Origin of the sequence: Lacticaseibacillus yichunensis, assembly GCF_003946405.1 — a bacterium.
In the GTDB taxonomy this organism is placed as follows: domain Bacteria; phylum Bacillota; class Bacilli; order Lactobacillales; family Lactobacillaceae; genus Lacticaseibacillus; species Lacticaseibacillus yichunensis.
On the sequence record NZ_RHOG01000004.1, the window covers coordinates 59,107 to 75,808 of the forward strand.

Consider the following 16,702-nt stretch of genomic DNA (forward strand, 5'->3'; position numbering starts at 1 on the left):
CCCTTACCTGCGGCGCTGCCGCAATTGTTTACCTTTTCATTGTACCATGACGACTGGTCAGCCGGCATGTTTGGCGAGCAAGCGGGTCGAGATTTTTGCGATCGCGGTGGCCAGCTTAGAAATATCCAAGGCGGTGGTGTCCTTGCCAAATGAAATGCGCAGCGATTCGCCAATACGCGGGCTATCCTTGCCGAACATCGCGGTCAAGACGTGCGACGGCTCGAGGCTGCCAGCGGTGCAAGCGGACCCGCCGGAAACGGCAAAGCCGGCGAGGTCGAGGTTTGTCTGCATGGCATACGTGGAGCAGCCTGGCAGCCAAATGTTGAAGACGTGATTTAAGTTGTCCAGTTCGACTTGGCCATTGACTTTGAACGCGACCCCACTGATGGTGAGATCCTGCATCAACTGCTGTTTGAGGCCGTAGTATTTGGCCTGCCGATCCGCTTTTTCCTGCGGGGTGATCAACTTGACAGCCGCCGCGAACCCGGCGATCGCCGGAATATTTTCCGTGCCCGCGCGCCGCTTCATTTCCTGCTCCCCGCCTTTGAGAAACGGTGAGAAGTTTAGGCCCTCTCGGCGGTATAAAAAGCCGATTCCTTTTGGCCCATTCAGCTTATGGGCCGAAACGGACAACAGGTCGATGCCAAGCGCGTGGACGTCGAATTCGAGCAGGCCATACGCCTGGGTCGCGTCGACATGGAGCCAGGCTTGATGCTCGGCCAAACGCTCAGCGATCGCCGCGATCGGCATGACAGAGCCAACTTCATTGTTGCCCATCATGATCGTGACAAGAATCGTTTGGTCGTCCAGCGCCGCATCAAAATCGGCGAGGCTGATCACGCCATTTTCATCGACTGGCAGATAGGTGACGGTGAAGCCCTCTTGTTCAAGTGCCGCCAGCGGTTTGAGCACACTGGGATGCTCGATGGCGGTGGTGATAATGTGTTTGCCAAGCGCCGCCCGCGCATGCGCCGTCTGGGTGATCGCGGTATTGTTGGCCTCCGTCGCCCCTGAGGTGAAAACAATTTCGCCTGGCTTGGCATGAATACTGTTTGCCATCACTTGGTGGGCGTCGTCCAAGACCGTGTGCGCTTGCCGACCAAACCAGTGGGTCGAGCTCGCATTGCCAAAATCTTCGGCCATCTGCGTGGTCATGGCGTCAATGACAGGCTTGGCCATCGGAGTGGTGGCGGCGTTGTCGAGATAAATGTGTTCCAAAAAAGCCACTTCCTTAGTTGAGTTGGGGCTCGGTGCGCATGGGTGGACATCTAACTGACCCAGTCACTCGGGGCTAAGACCGCCCCCAAGTGTCTGGCCCAAACTAGCTGCTCAGACCTAAACGCCGCGCGCCGCACCCTTATGAGTTGTTCTTGAGATATGCCAGCAGCATTTGGGCGCTTTGCTTGCCGGCATCGATGATAAAATCGTCAAAATTGACCGAGGCGCTTTCGTCGCCGACATCACTCATCGCGCGGATGATGACAAACGGTACACCGAATTGATGTGCCACTTGGCCGATCGCCGCGCCTTCCATTTCACTGGCCAACGCGTCTGGGTAGATCGCCAAAATTTTGCCAATGGCGGGCTTGCTGGCAATGAACTGATCACCGGAAACGATCAGGCCAACATGGGTCGTTAGCGCAACGTCTCGCGCGGCCTCGGCGATTGCCGCAACAGCTGTAGCGTCCGCCTCAAATTTTTGCGGCTGCTGGGGCAGCTGGCCTGGCAGGTAGCCAAAAGCCGTGGCGTCGACGTCGTGATACGCGACTGCATCGGAGATCACGACATCGCCGATTGCAAGACCTTCGCCGATGCCACCGGCGCTCCCTGTGTTGATCAGGAGATCTGGCTTGAACACTTCCAACAACACGGCCGCAGTGAGCGCCGCTTGCACTTTGCCGATGCCCGATTCGACCAAGGCGACCTCGTGTCCGGCTAGCTGGCCAGAATAAAAGCGTTGACCGGCGACCAGCGTTTCTTGTCGGTCAGTCAGCTGGTTGACCAGCGTGCGGATCTCTTCTTCCATGGCGCAGATAATACCGAGTTTCATTCAGTTGACTTCCTTCTATTATAAGATGAGCATGACGGCATACGTGATGATGATCAGGACCACCACAATGCCGATTGCCCAGTTCAGTTTTTTCTTGAGCGCGTTGACCTTTTGAAAACTCGGATCAAGCCGCTGGTCGCCGGCACCCGCAAGCACCGTTTCGCGTTCAGCCTCGCGCTGTTGTTTGGCGTAGTCGCGTTCGACTTCTTGCCGTTTTTCATCGCGCGCGGCAGCTTGGCGTTGCGCGTTTTTTTGCTGCTGGCGGTACTCTTTGCGCGTCAATTCAGCCATGTGCGTTCCCTGCTTTCTGTTCCAATTCCCACAGGGCAAGCCCCAGGGTCGATTTGGCGTCACACAGCCGCCCGTCTTGGTGGGCCGCTTGCGCCTGCGCCAACGTCAACCATTGCACCTGAACGAACTCGCCGGGATCCATGGCGCGCTTGTGCAAGGCAGGCGTCAGGCCAGTTGCGAGAAACAACGTGGTCTTGGCATCGGAGAAACCCGCGCTTTGAAAAAAACTGGTAAGCGGCCGCCAAGTGCCAGCCTCAAGCCCTGCCTCTTCATTCAGCTCGCGTTTCGCAGCGGCCAGCGGCGTTTCCTTTGGCTCGATCTTACCCGCCACAAGCTCCAGCGTTTCGCGGTTCAGCGGGGTGCGCCATTGCCGCACAAATAGGGCCTTGTCACCGTTTAGCGCCAAGATTGCCGCCGCGCCAGTGGTTCGCACAATTTCGCGGGTCGCCGTCGTGCCGTCTTGGAGCAAAACGGTGGCCTGACTCAACGTGAGAATCTGGCCCCGGTACAACGTTTTTTCCGAACGAATGACTTCTTTTGCCATGCTGCCACGTTCCTTTCCTTCCTATCATACCAATGCGCGGCGTTTTGGCAAATGCGCTAATAAATTCTTAACGAAACTCAATCTAGAGGCGGAGCCAGACCCCCATTTTATATGCTAAAATTGAGTCACAATAACCTAGGAAGTGAACGGAATGAAAAGCGGACAAAAACAGATCCGGTGGTGGCGTGTGGGCGTGTGGGCGCTGGCCGGCCTCGCGCTTGGGGCCCTCTCCGGCCGCCTGTGGCTGGCAATTTTCACCCTGCTCGTGTTCGGCGGGGCCAGGTTGATCGGCGAATTGTCGCGACCCAAACCGCAGCCGACCGAGCCCGAGACCCCGCCCTTGTCAGAGCAAATGGCCAAGCATTACGAGCAATCAGGGCTGGCCGGCAACGACGTCAAAGTCTTTCGGGACACAATGGACACCACCAGCGATCAGATTCAGGCCTTCGAGGCGGTCACCCAGCGCGTACCGAAGTTGCGGGCGATCGCGACCAATGCCGATCTGAGCACCATTTTGCATGCATACTTCAAGGCAATCGTGGCCAATCCTAAGAAACTGAGCGCGGCCGGCCATTTTATTTACGAAATGTTGCCGAACTTGCTGAGCATCGCGCAGAAATACGAGACAATCAGCCATCACGAGGTCAAAACGGATGACACGTTTGCCGTCCTGACCACTGCGGGCAACACCATCAGTGATCTAGCCGGGAAAATTCGCGCCGACTATGCGAATTTTGTGGAGACCGACCTGGATGACCTTGAAGCCGACATCGATCTCGCCAAAAAGCAAGCCGCCGAAATTCCGGAAAGCACCCAGCCGCTCAATCGTCGTGTCAATCTCACCGATCCGATCAAAGAAGAAATGGAGCATCCACATGACTGAAGAAAATAATCAACCTGTTGAACCACTGCAGCCAGCTGCTGAGCAAAACGCCTCGAGCCAGGCCCAGACCGTCGAGCAATCCCAACTGGTCAATGACTTGTTGCGCCAGCCGTTTGCCAACACCCAGCCCCTGACCACCGCCGCCGCCCAGGAGCCCGCCCAGCAAGACGGCCGCCCGCGCCTGACGCCTGAACAGGAAGCGCAGGCCAAGGACCTCGCCAGCCAGATCGACGTACGAAACACCGACTCGGTCCTGAACTACGGCGCAAGCGCGCAAAAGCAACTGGGTCAATTTTCCCAGACCATGCTGGATCAGGTGCAAAGTCAAGACACCGGTGCGGTCGGCGACGCCCTCACCTCCTTGATGGCGCGCCTCAACGAAGCGAATCCTGACGAATTGCGGGCCGAAGACAACAATATTTTCAAAAAGATCTTCGGCAAGGTCCGCCGGTCGATCTTTGAGATCACCGCGAAGTATCAAAAGATCGGCGCGCAGATCGACGGCATCGCCAATCGCCTCGACAAGGAGCAAAAAGGCCTGCTGACGGACAATAAGATGCTGGACGAATTATACGCCCAGAACAAGGCGTATTTTGACGCCCTGAACATCTACATCGGCGCCGCGAAGATGAAGCTCGACGAACTGGAAACGACCACCATTCCGGCCGCAATGAAAGAGGCGCAGGACTCCGGCGACCAAATGAAGGTCCAGGAAGTCAACGACCTCAAGGAATTCCAGTCACGCCTTGAAAAACGGACCTATGACCTTGAGCTCGCCCGCCAGATCACCTTGCAGCAAGCGCCGCAGATTCGCCTGATTCAAAACACCAACCAGGCGCTGGCGGAAAAGATCCAGGCCAGCATCAACACCGCGATTCCGCTTTGGAAAAATCAGGTCGCCATCGCCCTTACCCTACTTCGGCAAAAGGACGCGGTCACGGCCCAGCGCGAAGTTTCTGAGACCACCAACGACCTGCTGAAGAAAAACAGCGCGATGCTGAAGATCTCGGCAGTCGAAACGGCAAAGGAAAACGAACGTGGCGTCGTCGACATCGAGACCTTGACGCAGACGCAGAACGACTTGGTCGACACCTTGAAGCAGACCCTCCAGATTCAACAAGATGGCCGGGTCAAGCGCCAAGCCGCCGAACAAGAACTCACCAAGATGGAAAACGATCTCAAGAATCACCTGCTGGACTATACTTCGGGCAAAATGGGCGGCACGACCCCGCAATAACGCGGGCGGCAACCAGTTCAGCAAGTTCTCTGAGAGACGCGATGGCGAAAGCTGTGGTGCCTCTTTTTTTCGCGAATCCTTGGCTCAGAGAAAGTTATTTTAAATAAATATATCGCAGACTGACAAGACATTGTTCAAAACGCCCCTTCTATGCGGTTTTGGGCGTTTCATTGACCGTCAAATAAAGTTGACAAAACCGTTTTCAAAATGCTATATTAATCGACAGCAGAAGGGGCTTCTGGTGTGGCCACACGGAACGATCTCCCCCGAGGCAGGCGGACCCAGTGCGGGGGATACCGTACGCAAACCTAGAGTGGCTGCTATGAAGGGCATCCGAGTCAGTGGTGTCATAAATTAGGGGAGTGGGTCAGTTCCACAGTTCCATCGTTCTACCCGTATTACCAGTTTTACCAGCGCGACGGTTCTTCAGTCGCCTCGTTGTCCGGCAGTAAGTATCGACCTTTGATCACGCTGTCGCAGTTGAAATCTGATCGTGCCAAGCCCCACAGGCAAGGCGCCCGCAGTATCCTAATCTAAAATCACGCAAACACACTGGCCATGCCTGAAAGGACACGTCGACCGGTGTGTTTGTCGTACATAGCCCCAAAATATTCATTTTCGATTCTGACCTTTTTTCAAAAAAGTGAGAATCGACAAAAAATCTAAACATGCACAAAAAAACGTGCCAATTTTTGGGCACATTGACAAACTGGGACGGCCCTGCGATGGACCGTCCCAGTATTTTTAAAAGGTGGCTCAATGTGCCTTGCGCATCGCGATCATCCGGGTGGCTGTCAATAAGATCGATACCACACAGAAGCCGGCCGCGACCAGAAAGACCACATGCATCCCGCCGATGAACAGGTCGGGACGGCCAGCCACATAGGTCGTCACCTTTTTCCCTGCATGCGCGCTCATCGCGCTGAAGAGCACGGTGGTCGCCGTTGAGATGCCCACGACCATGCCGAGGTTCCGCGCCAGCGCGTTCAATCCGCCAGCGATGCCCAGCTCAGACGGCGCCACAGAGGACATGACGATTGTGTTGTTCGGCGACTGGAACACCCCGTTGCCAAGGCCGACCAGCCCGATCAGCAGCGCCACCACTGCCCACGGGGTGCTCAGGCCGAGCACTGCATAACCGAGCTGGTTAAACAGAATCAAAATCAAGCCGACCAGCGTGATCTTGTACGGCCCAATTTTATCCGACAAACTGCCGGCAAGTGGTGCCACCACCACTTGGACGATCGGGAAAACCATCAGGAGATACCCTGCCTTGGTCGCACCCAATCCCCGCGCATTTTCCAGATAAAACGGCGCGATCACGTTGAAGAAGAAGTTGGTGATGAAGATCATGAAGCCCGCCAACAAACTGATCGAGAACTCAAAATTTTTAAACAGGCTCAGTGAGACCAAGGGCTCAGCGACGCCCCGCTCCGTGACCAAAAACAGACCCAGCGCCACAACCGCAACGGCAAACAAGGCAAGCACCAGGGGCGCCGCGAAGCCGGTCACCTGGCCGATGAAGATGCCGACAAACAACGCGACGATGGTGACAAAGAAGCTGCCAAAGCCGAGCCAGTCGATGCGGGCATGGGTCTGGCGGATGTCTTTTGGCAAAACGACCTGGCCGATGATGATGGTCGCCACTCCGATCGGCACGTTGATCCAGAAGATATAACCCCAAGGCAATGCGCCGAGAATCAGGCCCCCAAGCCCTGGGCCGGCGATCGAGCCGACCGCCACGAAGGAGCCAATCAGCCCGAGGGCCTTGCCGCGTTCCTTAAATGGAAAGACTTCAGTGATGATGCCGTTGTTGGTCGCCATCGTCATCGAGGCCCCAAGCGCCTGAACGAAGCGCGCCGCCAGCAGCAACATAAAGCTGTGGTTGAAACCCGCGAACAGCGAACCAATCGTGAAGAGCACGGTGCCGATGCGGAAGACCCGAATTTTACCGATCGTATCGCCCAGTTTTCCCATCAATAGCAACAAGGCGCAGATCACGATCAGGTAGATCGAGACCACCCACTCCGCCTGGTTCATGGGAATGTGCAAGTCGCGGCTCATTACCGGCAGTGCGATATTCACGATCGAGGCATCAAGTGTGGACATGATGGTGAACATTCCGACCGCGGTAATGATCCACCAGCGATGTTTTTGCACCACTGGATCATCGACATAATTTTGCATGTGGGTACCCTCCTTCGGTTCTTGTGGTATTATACGCCATCATTTTCTGAAAAACAAAATTCGTTTTTACGGCACCGATACAAGATCGAGGCCATCTTTTTACCGCCACAACGTTTTTGATACGCGCCAAGTCATGGAATTTTACAAGACTCGCCTATGCTTAGTGTATTCAAACACGGAGGCGAATGACATGAAGAAAAGTACATTGATCCTCGGCTTCACCATCCTGCTCACCTTGGCCGGCTGCGGCTCGCAAAGCACAAAAGGCGCTAAGGAACTATCCGGCAGTGTGCAGACCGAGCAGACCAAGATCGTTGCAGTCGGCTCCACCGCGCTTCAGCCGCTGGTCGAACAGGCGGCGCAAGATTATCAGGCGAAGACCCCTGGTGCCGACATCACCGTTCAAGGCGGCGGCTCCGGTGCTGGCCTCAGCCAGGTAGCCAGCGGCGCGGTCACGATCGGCAACTCCGACATTTTTGCCCAGGAAAAAGACGGCATCGACGCGAACAAATTGGTCGATCATCAGGTCGGCGTGGTCGGTATCGCCCCGGTCGTTCATCCTGGCGTTGGCGTGAAAAACGTGACGAGCAAGCAGCTGGTCGACATTTTCACCGGCAAAGTGAAGAACTGGAAGGCACTTGGCGGCAAGGACCAACCGATCGTCGTGATCAACCGCGCGCAAGGCTCTGGCACCCGCGCCACTTTTGAAAAATTGGCCCTGAAAACGGACAAGGTCATGACCGCCCAAGAACAGGATTCCAGCGGCACCGTCATGAAGATGGTCGCCAGCACCCCTGGCGCCATCAGCTACCTCGCCTTTTCCGCCATTCAGTCCGGCGTCGACAAGCTCAGTATCGATGGCGTTGAGCCGACCGACGACAACGTGACGACGAACAAGTGGCAAGTCTGGGCATACGAGCACATGTACACCAAGGGCGCCCCGACTGCCGGCGTTGCTAAATTCATCAACTACATCCAGTCCGCCGCGGTCCAAAACAGCCTCGTCAAGAAAATGGGCTATGTGGCCATGACCGCGATGAAAGTCGCCCGGACCCATGACGGCAAGATCGAAGACGTTAAATAATGCCCACATCAGCGGTGCCAATTGCGGCATCGCTTTTTTTGTTCAAAAAAGGGCAGGCCCATTTGCGCGCTTTGGCCCCTTCATTTCTACCATCGCAAACCGGTTTCAACTGCACCCGAAAATAGTGTCACCTCGCGTTTTCCCTGGACCGCCCGCCACGCACACATCTGCTATACTGAGACTGACAAAACGGATAAGGGAGAGATGCGCATTGACACAAACAATCGCGACGCAGTGGGATATCGCAGACATCTATGATGTGATTTTGGATTGGCAGGGCCGCGTCGATGAATTCGAGCGGCGCGACCCAGACGACCCCGCAACCGATCAATATAAGTACATCATTGGGACGTTGAATGGCGTGACGCTTGAAGCTCGGCATGGCACAGACGGGACACATCTCACCCTGTCAGACGGCGACGAGGCCAGCGAGACAGAGGTGATCTCGATTTTGACCGATGCCCTGGGGCCAGCTTCTAGCGCTCGGACCTACGACGGAAAAGCTTGGAAATGACGCCCTACGACTATACGCTGATTGCGAACCTCAATCTGACTATTCGCGTTGAGCGTTTCCGCATCATGGATCCCGGTTTTGGCGAACCGCTCGCCTTGACGGACATTCCTTACACGCAGGTCCAGCTGACCGAAGACGATATGGCGGCACTGATTCTGGGTGCCAACGCGATGGCCGAAAATGTGACGTTGTACGTCAAGGCCAAGGCCCCTGTGCTTTCAGCGGATCAACTGGTGGCGGTGCATGCCGCCCTTCAGCAGGCGCTCACCACCCTGCTCGACCACCTGCCGGATACGGCTTTTCAGCGGGACCACGTGCAGGTGCTTCACCCAGCGGACCCGGAAAACCGAGCATCCGGGTTGAACAGTTATGTGCACGTTGTCGACGACGGGGCCTTCCAGACGAAGATCTACCTGACGTATATGCCGACTATCCTCAGTAGCATCCGTATTTTTCCGATTCGTCCAGGTGCAGTGATCAACGATTATTCGATTCTGACATATTAGACCACGCAAAAGGGTCGCGCAGGCAATTAACATGCCTGTGCGACCCCTTTTGAATACGATAGGTTGACTGCGTTAGTCGTTTTCGTCGCGGACGACGGTGACGTTCGCGGCTTGCGGTCCCCGCGGGCCTTCGACGATCACAAAATCGACGAGCTGGCCCGGTGTCAGAGACTTAAAGCCCCGTTCATTGATCGCCGAGAAATGAACAAAAATGTCGGGTTGGCCTTCCGCCTCGATGAAGCCGTAGCCATGATCCGTGTTGAAGTTCTTCACGTGGCCCCGCATCTTATTCAAGCCCCTCGCTGAGTGCGTCTGGGTAGTTCGCCGCAACAATAGCGGCACAGCGCGCGCACAACTGCGGAAAGCGGCTGTCGGTGCCAACATCTTCGCGCGTCATCCGGCAACGCGGGCAGACCTCGCCTGTTGCGTGGGCCACCACGATCGCGACATCATCGAAGACGGTAGCATCGGCTGGCGCCTCGGCCTTCTCGCCGGCAATCTCAAACCCGCTGGTGATCAAAAGCTGCATGATGTTTGCATCAAGGCCTTCAAGCAATTGTGTGAGACCAGCCGTTGGGTAGACCGTGATGGCAGCTTCAAGTGATTTGCCGATCACTTTGGCATCGCGGGCCATTTCCAGCGTCTTTTGCACGTTGGCGCGAAACTTCATGAAGCCGTCCCACTGGGTGAGCAGTTCGGCTTGACCAGGAAAGTCCTGGGCAGTTGGCATTTCGGACAGCGTTGCATAGGCTTCAGAGCGCTTCAGGTAAGGCCAGATTTCCTCGGCGGTGTGCGGCAAGATCGGTGTCAGAAGCTGCACGAGACTGAGCAGTGCCTGGTACATCACCGTCTGCATCCGGCGCCGCTTCAGATCATTTTTGCCTTCAATGTAGACAACGTCCTTGGCGAAATCCAGATAAAAGGCAGAGAGGTCGTTGACCAGGAAGCTGGAGATCGTTTTTTCGACGGTCGCGAAGTCGTACTTGTCATACGCGGCCTTCGCCTGCTTGATCACCTGGTTCAAGCGCACGGTCAGGTATTGATCGACGCGGCCGAGCTGGTCATAGGCCACACTGTTGGTCGCCGGATCAAAGTCATCGGTGTTGGCGATCATGAACCGCAGCGTGTTACGAATTTTCCGATAAGCCTCACTGGTCTGGGAAAAACTATCCAGTGACACGCGCACATCGGAGCTTGAGTCCACGGTCGAGACCCACAGCCGGATGATCTCAGCGCCAAATTGTTTTTCAACAGTATCCGGCACGATGGTGTTGCCCAGCGACTTACTCATCTTGCGGCCGTCGCCATCCAGCGTGAAGCCCTGGGACAGGATCTGCTTATACGGGGCAACGCCGTGGTTGGCCACGCTGGTGATGAGACTGGAGTTGAACCAGCCGCGGTACTGATCGGAGCCTTCCAGGTAGAGGTCGGCGGGATAACTCAACTCCGGCCGCGCTTCAAGCACACCGGCCCAGCTGGAGCCAGAGTCAAACCAGACATCCATGATATCCGTTTCCTTGGTGAACTGACCGTGCGGGGAATGTTCGTTGGTGTACCCGTCCGGGAGAAGATCCTTGGCCTCGCGCTGGGACCACACGATCGAGCCGTATTCGGCAAACAGCTCCGCAACATGATCGATGGTGGCTTTTTCCAAGATTGCGGTGCCGTCTTCGGCATAGAAGATCGGCAGCGGCAGGCCCCAGGCACGCTGGCGCGAAATGACCCAGTCGCCGCGGTCGCGAATCATGTTGTACAGACGCGTTTTGCCCCATTCCGGCGTGAAGGACACGGTGTCGATCGCGTCAAGAATCTGTTTGCGGAAGGCATCGACTGAAGCAAACCATTGCGTCGTAGCGCGGAAGATCACTGGCTTTTTCGTCCGCCAGTCATGCGGGTAGCTATGGGTGAAGAAGGAAAGCTTGAGCAATGCGCCCTTTTCTTCCAAGGCTTTGGTGACCATCGGATTAGCTTTGTCGTAGAAAACACCGGTGAAGCCAGGCGCATCCTCGGTCATGAAGCCTTTTTCGTCCACGACAGACACAACTGGCAACTTGTAAGCTAAGCCAGCCTTGTAGTCATCTTCACCATGCCCCGGTGCGGTGTGGACCAGGCCAGTCCCCGAATCCAGCGTGACATGATCACCCAAGATCACGAGACTGTCGCGGCCGTAAAGCGGGTGCTCGCCGACCATGCGATCCATGTCCTTACCGGAAAATGTCTTGAGCACCTCGACTTCTTGCCAGCCGAGCTCTTTTTTCACAACATCGAGACGCTCGCTTGCGACGACGTATTTCTTGCCGTCTGCGAGGACCTGGGCGTATTCAAAACGCGGGTTGACTGCGATGCCCTGGTTGGCGGGAATGGTCCACGGGGTGGTGGTCCAGATGATGAAGCTGGTATCGGTGTCGACGATGCCCTTGCCGTCCTTGACCTTAAAGGCCACATAGATCGAGGGCGACTTCACATCGTGGTATTCGATCTCGGCTTCGGCCAGCGTGGACTCGGAGCTCCAGGACCAGTAAACGGGTTTCAGGCCATGATAGATATACCCCTGTTCCGCCATTTTACCGAACGTGCGAATCTCCTGCGCCTCAAATTCCGGCTGCAAAGTGATGTACGGATGGTCCCAGTCGCCGAGCACGCCGAGCCGCTTGAAATCGGTGCGTTGCTTATTGATCTCCTTCATGGCAAACTGACGGCAAAGCTCGCGGTACTCGTCCAGCGCCATTTCCTTGCGGTGAACACCCTGCTTGGCCAGTTGCTGTTCGATCGGCAGGCCGTGGGTATCCCAGCCAGGTACATATGGCGCGCGGAATCCGTTCATGCTCTTGTAGCGCACGATGATATCCTTAGAGATCTTGTTCAACGCGTGGCCCATATGGATATTGCCGTTCGCAAATGGCGGCCCGTCATGAAGAATAAACGTCGGCTTGCCTTCGTTGAGCTTTTGGCGCTGCTGGTACAGGCCGTTTTCCTCCCAGCCTTGTTGCATGACTGGCTCCTTGGTCGGCAGGCCGGCGCGCATTTTAAAATCGGTCTGGCCAAGGTTCAATGTGTCTTTGACTTTCATATGCTCCTCCTAGGAATTTTGATAACGTGGACAAAACGAATGGCGGTCGCTGAGACTCGGCGCACGACGCTTTCAAATGGCGGTGTGGCGAAAATGCCGCCAGGTGGCTCCCCGCCAATAAAAAAAGCCCGCCCCTGACATAGGACGAGCTGGTCGTGGTACCACCTAATTTTGCAGACAAACTGTCTGCCTTATGGACGGATAACGGGGTCGGCCGGTGCAAAACAGTGTCGGGACTGATACTTACTGTCGCTGCGGCTGGGCTTTCATCAGCTCCCAGCTCGCTTTCTCGCAGGTGAAACAGCAAGCGCGTGTCCGTCATTCGTTGGTTTCGTTAGTTGACTCGGTCTCTGAATCGCTGGCTTCGGCAGACGCGTCGGCCGCGGTGTCATCACTGACAGGCGCGGCTTCGCTTGGCGTCAGCTCCTCGATCGGCTGATCGTCGACTGGGGTGTCATCCGGTGCCGGGGCCGGTTCATCTTCTGGAAAGATCACTTGGTTGTAGCTATCGAAGACTTCACCAGCCGCTTCTGAGTTTACCGATTCTACAGGGGCATTGTCAACCGCTGCGGCAGGTTGGGCCGGATCCAGATCGTCGATGGCTTCACTTGAGGATGACAGGAGCTCTTTCCATTCCGGGCTCTTGACCACTTCAAGCTGGGATTCGAGCATCACCTGAAGCCGCTGACGGAACACGCGCGTTTGGCGCTTGAGGTCTTCCGTCTGCACGGAAATGACCTTGCGCTTATCGGCGGCGTCGCCCAAGATCTTATTGGACTTGTCCGTCGCTTCAGTCAGCAAGTCGCCTGCATTCTTCTCGGCCTTTTGCTGAATCAGATTGGCCTCTTCGTCCGCATTTTTCTTGACCTTGTCCGCCGCTTCCTGGGCAACCAGGATACTTTGGTTCAAGGCGTCTTTCAGATCGGTGAAGTACTTGACCTTTTCCTGGGAATCGGCCAGCTGCTTTTGCAGGTCTTCCTTGTCCTTGATCACCGCCGTGTAGTCTTTGATGATCTGGCTGAGAAAATCATTGACCTGGTCTTGATCATAGCCGTGAAAACGGACATTGAATTCTTTGTTGTGAATGTCTAATGGTGTCAGTGCCATCATTTTCCTCCTCGCACCCGCTCAGGTGCACCCCAGTTATTTATGAATCACGTCAAGCATCACACGCAGCTTGCCTTTTTGCGTCGTGCCGGTCAGCTCGCGGATCCGCAGGCGGCCAAACCCACGCACCGACACGAGGTCATGTGACCCGATCACCAGATCTGGGCGATCCGTTTCGGCAAAATTGAGCCGCACCTTGTCCCCTTCGATCAGCGTTTTTGCGCGGTTGCGCGAGATATTGAACACATGTGCGACCACGTTGTCGAGCCGCAATGAGGCCAACAGCTGCGGCGCTTCCTCCCAATCATTACGCGGAATGATGCGCGCGTCAAGGTCGGTTGGCACCAATCGAACGCCGATGCGGCCGATCTTCGTGACATTATCCACCAGCCAATCTTGCATGGTCTGCGTCGCAAACACCTGCCAGGTCTGACCATCTGTGATGATGTCGCCGAAGACTTCGCGCGCCACACCGGCATTGACCAGCGTACCGAGCACCTGTGAATGATGCATCTCGGCGAATTTTTCCGGATACTTGATCGTCAAAAGCGCAATGTTGAAATCGGCTGGCAAGGGCTCAAAGTAGCTCGGCGCCAGCAGCAACCGTGCGCGCTCCGCATCGGGATACCCGCCAAATTCATGGCCCTCCACATCGCTTTGCCCGCCGATCAAGGTTCGCGCAATATACCGCTGGCGTGGATCCAGAAAATCGGTCAACACAGGCCGATATTCCGTTGCGGCAATGGCGATCTGTTCCGCCAAATGATCGATAAGCGGGGCTTCTTCTTTGCGAAAATGCTGATAAATGTTATCCATCTTTTCGCCTCAGACCAGGTGGATCGCAAGATTCATGTAAAGCACATCGATCAGTTCGCGAACCAACACCAGCAGGAAGAACCCGACGACAGGGGCCAGATCCAGGCCGAAGATCGGTGGAATGAAGCGGCGAAACAGATCCACATACGGATCCACGAGTTTACCGACCCATCGCCCAACAAAACTGTCCTGTGCGCCGGGGAACCATGACAGCAATGCTTCCACTGCGATCATCAGCATATAAATATATAAAACGCCGGTGAGGCCTAAGTATAGCCAGTGCGCAACCTGAAACATAGCAGGCTCCTTTCTTCAACGCCACGTTCAGCGCAAAACGCGGATCACAGATCCATATCGGTGTCGGCATCAACGCCGAGCGTGGCCGCCAAGCTCCCATCGATCTGGAAGTTCGCCGGCGTCACCAGGAAGATCATTTCGCCGACGCGTTTGATCTCGCCATTGATGGCAAAAACAGTCCCCGTCAGAAAATCGACGATGCGGGTCGCCTCTTCCGTCTTGATGCGATCAAAATTAACGACGACCGCTTTGTTATTGAGCAGGTGGTTGCCGATCTCTTTTGCATCGGAATAGATGCGCGGCTCATAAACGACGATCTTGGCTGTTTTTTCAGTTGGTTCCTTCATCGCGACCACCTTGTTTCCACGATAGTTCTTCGCCGCAGGTTGTGGTGCGGTCTGTTCAGTTGCAACGGGCTGCTGGGCAACCGGTTGTTCGTCTTCGGGCTCGTCCTCGTCGGGATCCATTGCGAAGAATTTGGAAAATGCGTTGCTGATCTTACCTAATGCCATAAGGGCACCTCCTTGATGGGTATGATACCCGCTCATCCCGCACGGCTTCACAGCCTTAGTTGCGCTCCGCGGGGCGGACTGGGCGTCGCTAGCTACGGTCTAGCACTCGAGGCTAAGAACGCCTCAAGTGCTTGACCTAGGCTACCGATCCCAGTCTGAACGCCCCGCTACGCAGCCTTCTTAGTTGCGCTCCGCCGTGCAGGTTCGGCACAGCTAGCTACGCCACGTCGCTCGGCCCCCAAAAACGGGGCCAAGCGCCATGCCTAGGCTAGCTGTCCGAACCTCCCGCACGGCTTCACAGCCTTGAAAAAATCGCGTCTTCCCCGGCGGCGGCCGCTAGGGAAGACGCGCGGGTAGATCACTGCCGGCGGTGTTTGAAGAATGGCGGCTGGTCGTCGCCTTTGTCATCGTCGCCACTTTCTGGTTGGCTTTCGAAGATATCGAAGTCTTGCTTCTTCACATTATCAAAGTTTTGGGTCGTTTGGCGCTGTGGGGCGTCGCCTTGTTTTGGCTCACGGCGCATGTCCCAGTTGCCAAACGGATCATCGTTGCCGGCAGCTGGCTTGCTGCTTTCCTGATGGTTATCGGTCGGGGCCGCCGCGCGCTTGCGTGGATTGCGGTCTGCATCGGCCAACGCATCGGCATCGATGCCGGTCGCGATGACGGTGACGACAACTTCATCACCGAGCTCTTCGTTGATCGAAGTCCCAAAGATGATGTTAACATCGTTGGTTGCCGCTTGGGCCACGATATCACTGGCCGCTTGTGCTTCATATAAGGACAGGTCTGGGCCGCCGGTAATGTTGAGCAGGACGTTCTTGGCGCCATCGATGGAAACTTCCAGCAATGGGCTGGAGATTGCCTTCTTGGTCGCCTCTTCCGTCCGGTTTTCGCCGGTGGCAGAACCGATGCCCATCAACGCGGAACCCTGATTGGCCATGACGGTCTTCACATCCGCGAAATCCAAGTTGACATAGCCAGGGCTGGTGATCAGATCAGAGATCCCCTGCACCCCTTGACGGAGCACGTTGTCGGCCGCATGGAAGGCTTCGAGCATTGGGGTCTTCTTGTCGACGATCTCAAGCAGGCGATTGTTCGCGATGATGACCAAGGTGTCCACATGCTCCTTGAGCTGGGAGATCCCTTCAAGCGCATTTTTTGCACGTTTCGGGCCTTCAAATGTGAACGGCCGGGTCACAACGCCAACGGTCAACGCGCCCATGTCTTTGGCGATCTTTGCGACAACTGGCGCAGCGCCAGTGCCGGTGCCGCCGCCCATGCCACAGGTGACAAAGATCATGTCAGCGCCTTGCAGGGCATCCTGAATCGCTTCTTCGCTTTCCTCGGCAGCCTTTTGCCCGATCTCCGGGGTTGAGCCGGCGCCAAGCCCACGTGTCAGTTTCGGGCCGAGCTGAATCTTCGTTTCCGCCTTGGAGCTGGACAGTGCCTGAACGTCGGTGTTGGCCGCGATGAATTCGACGCCTTTGACGTCTTCTGAGATCATGCGGTTCACAGCGTTACCGCCAGCACCGCCGACCCCGATGACTTTGATCACCGCACCGGTGTCGTTTTGTGAATCAAGTGAGAATTCCATTGTCGTTCCT

At 56.0% G+C, this 16,702-nt stretch carries 16 protein-coding genes and 2 pseudogenes; 5 read left to right on the forward strand and 13 right to left on the reverse strand.

Annotation, left to right across the window (positions count from 1 at the left end; translation table 11 throughout):
• Nucleotides 1-57 precede the first annotated feature (57 nt).
• The 4 genes from EKM95_RS02375 to EKM95_RS02390 form a co-directional block, all read right to left on the reverse strand.
• Nucleotides 58-1,218, reverse strand: coding sequence for a cysteine desulfurase family protein (locus EKM95_RS02375; RefSeq protein ID WP_125696236.1), 1,161 nt, complete (start codon nucleotides 1,216-1,218; stop codon nucleotides 58-60).
• Nucleotides 1,219-1,357: 139 nt separating this feature from the next.
• Entirely contained in the window at nucleotides 1,358-2,050 is a 693-nt protein-coding gene (locus EKM95_RS02380) for a 5'-methylthioadenosine/adenosylhomocysteine nucleosidase (RefSeq protein WP_125696237.1), read from the reverse strand.
• Nucleotides 2,051-2,068: 18 nt separating this feature from the next.
• Nucleotides 2,069-2,341: a hypothetical protein gene (locus EKM95_RS02385; RefSeq protein WP_125696238.1), complete on the reverse strand. Its 273-nt coding sequence runs from the start codon at nucleotides 2,339-2,341 to the stop codon at nucleotides 2,069-2,071.
• Nucleotides 2,334-2,885, reverse strand: coding sequence for an NUDIX hydrolase (locus EKM95_RS02390; RefSeq protein WP_125696239.1), 552 nt, complete (start codon nucleotides 2,883-2,885; stop codon nucleotides 2,334-2,336). Before EKM95_RS02390 ends, EKM95_RS02385 begins: the two co-directional genes overlap by 8 nt.
• Before the next feature lie 151 nt (nucleotides 2,886-3,036).
• On the opposite strand from EKM95_RS02390, the gene EKM95_RS02395 reads away from it, so the two are divergent.
• Both EKM95_RS02395 and EKM95_RS02400 read left to right on the forward strand, forming a co-directional pair.
• Nucleotides 3,037-3,768, forward strand: coding sequence for a 5-bromo-4-chloroindolyl phosphate hydrolysis family protein (locus tag EKM95_RS02395; RefSeq protein WP_125696240.1), 732 nt, complete (start codon nucleotides 3,037-3,039; stop codon nucleotides 3,766-3,768).
• Nucleotides 3,761-5,005 carry a toxic anion resistance protein gene (locus tag EKM95_RS02400; protein ID WP_125696241.1) on the forward strand — a complete coding sequence of 415 codons (1,245 nt, stop codon included), beginning with the start codon at nucleotides 3,761-3,763 and terminating at the stop codon, nucleotides 5,003-5,005. The genes EKM95_RS02395 and EKM95_RS02400 overlap by 8 nt, the downstream gene beginning before the upstream one ends.
• Before the next feature lie 756 nt (nucleotides 5,006-5,761).
• Here the strand turns inward: EKM95_RS02400 and EKM95_RS02405 are convergent.
• Complete coding sequence (locus tag EKM95_RS02405) at nucleotides 5,762-7,192, reverse strand: MFS transporter (RefSeq protein WP_125696242.1); 1,431 nt, start codon at nucleotides 7,190-7,192, stop codon at nucleotides 5,762-5,764.
• A 190-nt stretch (nucleotides 7,193-7,382) separates the two neighbouring features.
• Between EKM95_RS02405 and EKM95_RS02410 the strand changes: the two genes are divergently transcribed.
• From EKM95_RS02410 to EKM95_RS02420, 3 genes are all read left to right on the forward strand, one after another.
• Nucleotides 7,383-8,276 (forward strand): phosphate ABC transporter substrate-binding protein, encoded by an 894-nt coding sequence (locus EKM95_RS02410; RefSeq protein WP_125696243.1) that lies wholly within the window; start codon nucleotides 7,383-7,385, stop codon nucleotides 8,274-8,276.
• A 211-nt stretch (nucleotides 8,277-8,487) separates the two neighbouring features.
• Nucleotides 8,488-8,790, forward strand: coding sequence for a hypothetical protein (locus tag EKM95_RS02415; protein WP_125696244.1), 303 nt, complete (start codon nucleotides 8,488-8,490; stop codon nucleotides 8,788-8,790).
• Nucleotides 8,781-9,296: a hypothetical protein gene (locus tag EKM95_RS02420; protein WP_164510054.1), complete on the forward strand. Its 516-nt coding sequence runs from the start codon at nucleotides 8,781-8,783 to the stop codon at nucleotides 9,294-9,296. Before EKM95_RS02415 ends, EKM95_RS02420 begins: the two co-directional genes overlap by 10 nt.
• A gap of 72 nt (nucleotides 9,297-9,368) precedes the next feature.
• Here EKM95_RS02420 and EKM95_RS02425 read toward each other — a convergent pair whose 3' ends face one another.
• From EKM95_RS02425 to ftsZ, 8 genes and pseudogenes are all read right to left on the reverse strand, one after another.
• Nucleotides 9,369-9,581: a cold shock domain-containing protein gene (locus tag EKM95_RS02425; protein ID WP_125696275.1), complete on the reverse strand. Its 213-nt coding sequence runs from the start codon at nucleotides 9,579-9,581 to the stop codon at nucleotides 9,369-9,371.
• Between the two features lies 1 nt (nucleotide 9,582).
• Nucleotides 9,583-12,366 (reverse strand): isoleucine--tRNA ligase, encoded by a 2,784-nt coding sequence (gene ileS, locus EKM95_RS02430; protein ID WP_125696246.1) that lies wholly within the window; start codon nucleotides 12,364-12,366, stop codon nucleotides 9,583-9,585.
• A gap of 318 nt (nucleotides 12,367-12,684) precedes the next feature.
• The gene (locus EKM95_RS02435; RefSeq protein ID WP_125696247.1) at nucleotides 12,685-13,473 is read right to left on the reverse strand and encodes a DivIVA domain-containing protein; all 789 of its coding nucleotides are present in this window, start codon (nucleotides 13,471-13,473) and stop codon (nucleotides 12,685-12,687) included.
• Nucleotides 13,474-13,509: 36 nt separating this feature from the next.
• Complete coding sequence (locus EKM95_RS02440) at nucleotides 13,510-14,289, reverse strand: YlmH family RNA-binding protein (protein ID WP_125696248.1); 780 nt, start codon at nucleotides 14,287-14,289, stop codon at nucleotides 13,510-13,512.
• Nucleotides 14,290-14,298: 9 nt separating this feature from the next.
• Nucleotides 14,299-14,586 (reverse strand): YggT family protein, encoded by a 288-nt coding sequence (locus tag EKM95_RS02445; RefSeq protein WP_164510055.1) that lies wholly within the window; start codon nucleotides 14,584-14,586, stop codon nucleotides 14,299-14,301.
• A 44-nt stretch (nucleotides 14,587-14,630) separates the two neighbouring features.
• Entirely contained in the window at nucleotides 14,631-15,098 is a 468-nt protein-coding gene (locus EKM95_RS02450) for a cell division protein SepF (protein WP_125696249.1), read from the reverse strand.
• 358 nt (nucleotides 15,099-15,456) lie between these two features.
• Nucleotides 15,457-15,654, reverse strand: a pseudogene (locus EKM95_RS11965) (cell division protein FtsZ); the annotation flags it as partial.
• 80 nt (nucleotides 15,655-15,734) lie between these two features.
• A pseudogene (gene ftsZ, locus EKM95_RS02455) lies at nucleotides 15,735-16,692 on the reverse strand (cell division protein FtsZ); the annotation flags it as partial.
• Nucleotides 16,693-16,702: the final 10 nt, after the last annotated feature.

Bases quoted from the DNA above. Each gene is read 5' to 3' on its own strand.
- EKM95_RS02395 (WP_125696240.1), top strand. From the start codon at position 3,037: ATGAAAAGCGGACAAAAACAGATCCGGTGGTGGCGTGTGGGCGTGTGG.
- EKM95_RS02410 (WP_125696243.1), top strand. From the start codon at position 7,383: ATGAAGAAAAGTACATTGATCCTCGGCTTCACCATCCTGCTCACCTTG.
- EKM95_RS02440 (WP_125696248.1), bottom strand. From the start codon at position 14,289: ATGGATAACATTTATCAGCATTTTCGCAAAGAAGAAGCCCCGCTTATC.
- ileS (WP_125696246.1), bottom strand. From the start codon at position 12,366: ATGAAAGTCAAAGACACATTGAACCTTGGCCAGACCGATTTTAAAATG.
- EKM95_RS02380 (WP_125696237.1), bottom strand. From the start codon at position 2,050: ATGAAACTCGGTATTATCTGCGCCATGGAAGAAGAGATCCGCACGCTG.
- EKM95_RS02450 (WP_125696249.1), bottom strand. From the start codon at position 15,098: ATGGCATTAGGTAAGATCAGCAACGCATTTTCCAAATTCTTCGCAATG.
- EKM95_RS02425 (WP_125696275.1), bottom strand. From the start codon at position 9,581: ATGCGGGGCCACGTGAAGAACTTCAACACGGATCATGGCTACGGCTTC.
- EKM95_RS02400 (WP_125696241.1), top strand. From the start codon at position 3,761: ATGACTGAAGAAAATAATCAACCTGTTGAACCACTGCAGCCAGCTGCT.
- EKM95_RS02435 (WP_125696247.1), bottom strand. From the start codon at position 13,473: ATGGCACTGACACCATTAGACATTCACAACAAAGAATTCAATGTCCGT.
- EKM95_RS02445 (WP_164510055.1), bottom strand. From the start codon at position 14,586: ATGTTTCAGGTTGCGCACTGGCTATACTTAGGCCTCACCGGCGTTTTA.
- EKM95_RS02385 (WP_125696238.1), bottom strand. From the start codon at position 2,341: ATGGCTGAATTGACGCGCAAAGAGTACCGCCAGCAGCAAAAAAACGCG.
- EKM95_RS02405 (WP_125696242.1), bottom strand. From the start codon at position 7,192: ATGCAAAATTATGTCGATGATCCAGTGGTGCAAAAACATCGCTGGTGG.
- EKM95_RS02390 (WP_125696239.1), bottom strand. From the start codon at position 2,885: ATGGCAAAAGAAGTCATTCGTTCGGAAAAAACGTTGTACCGGGGCCAG.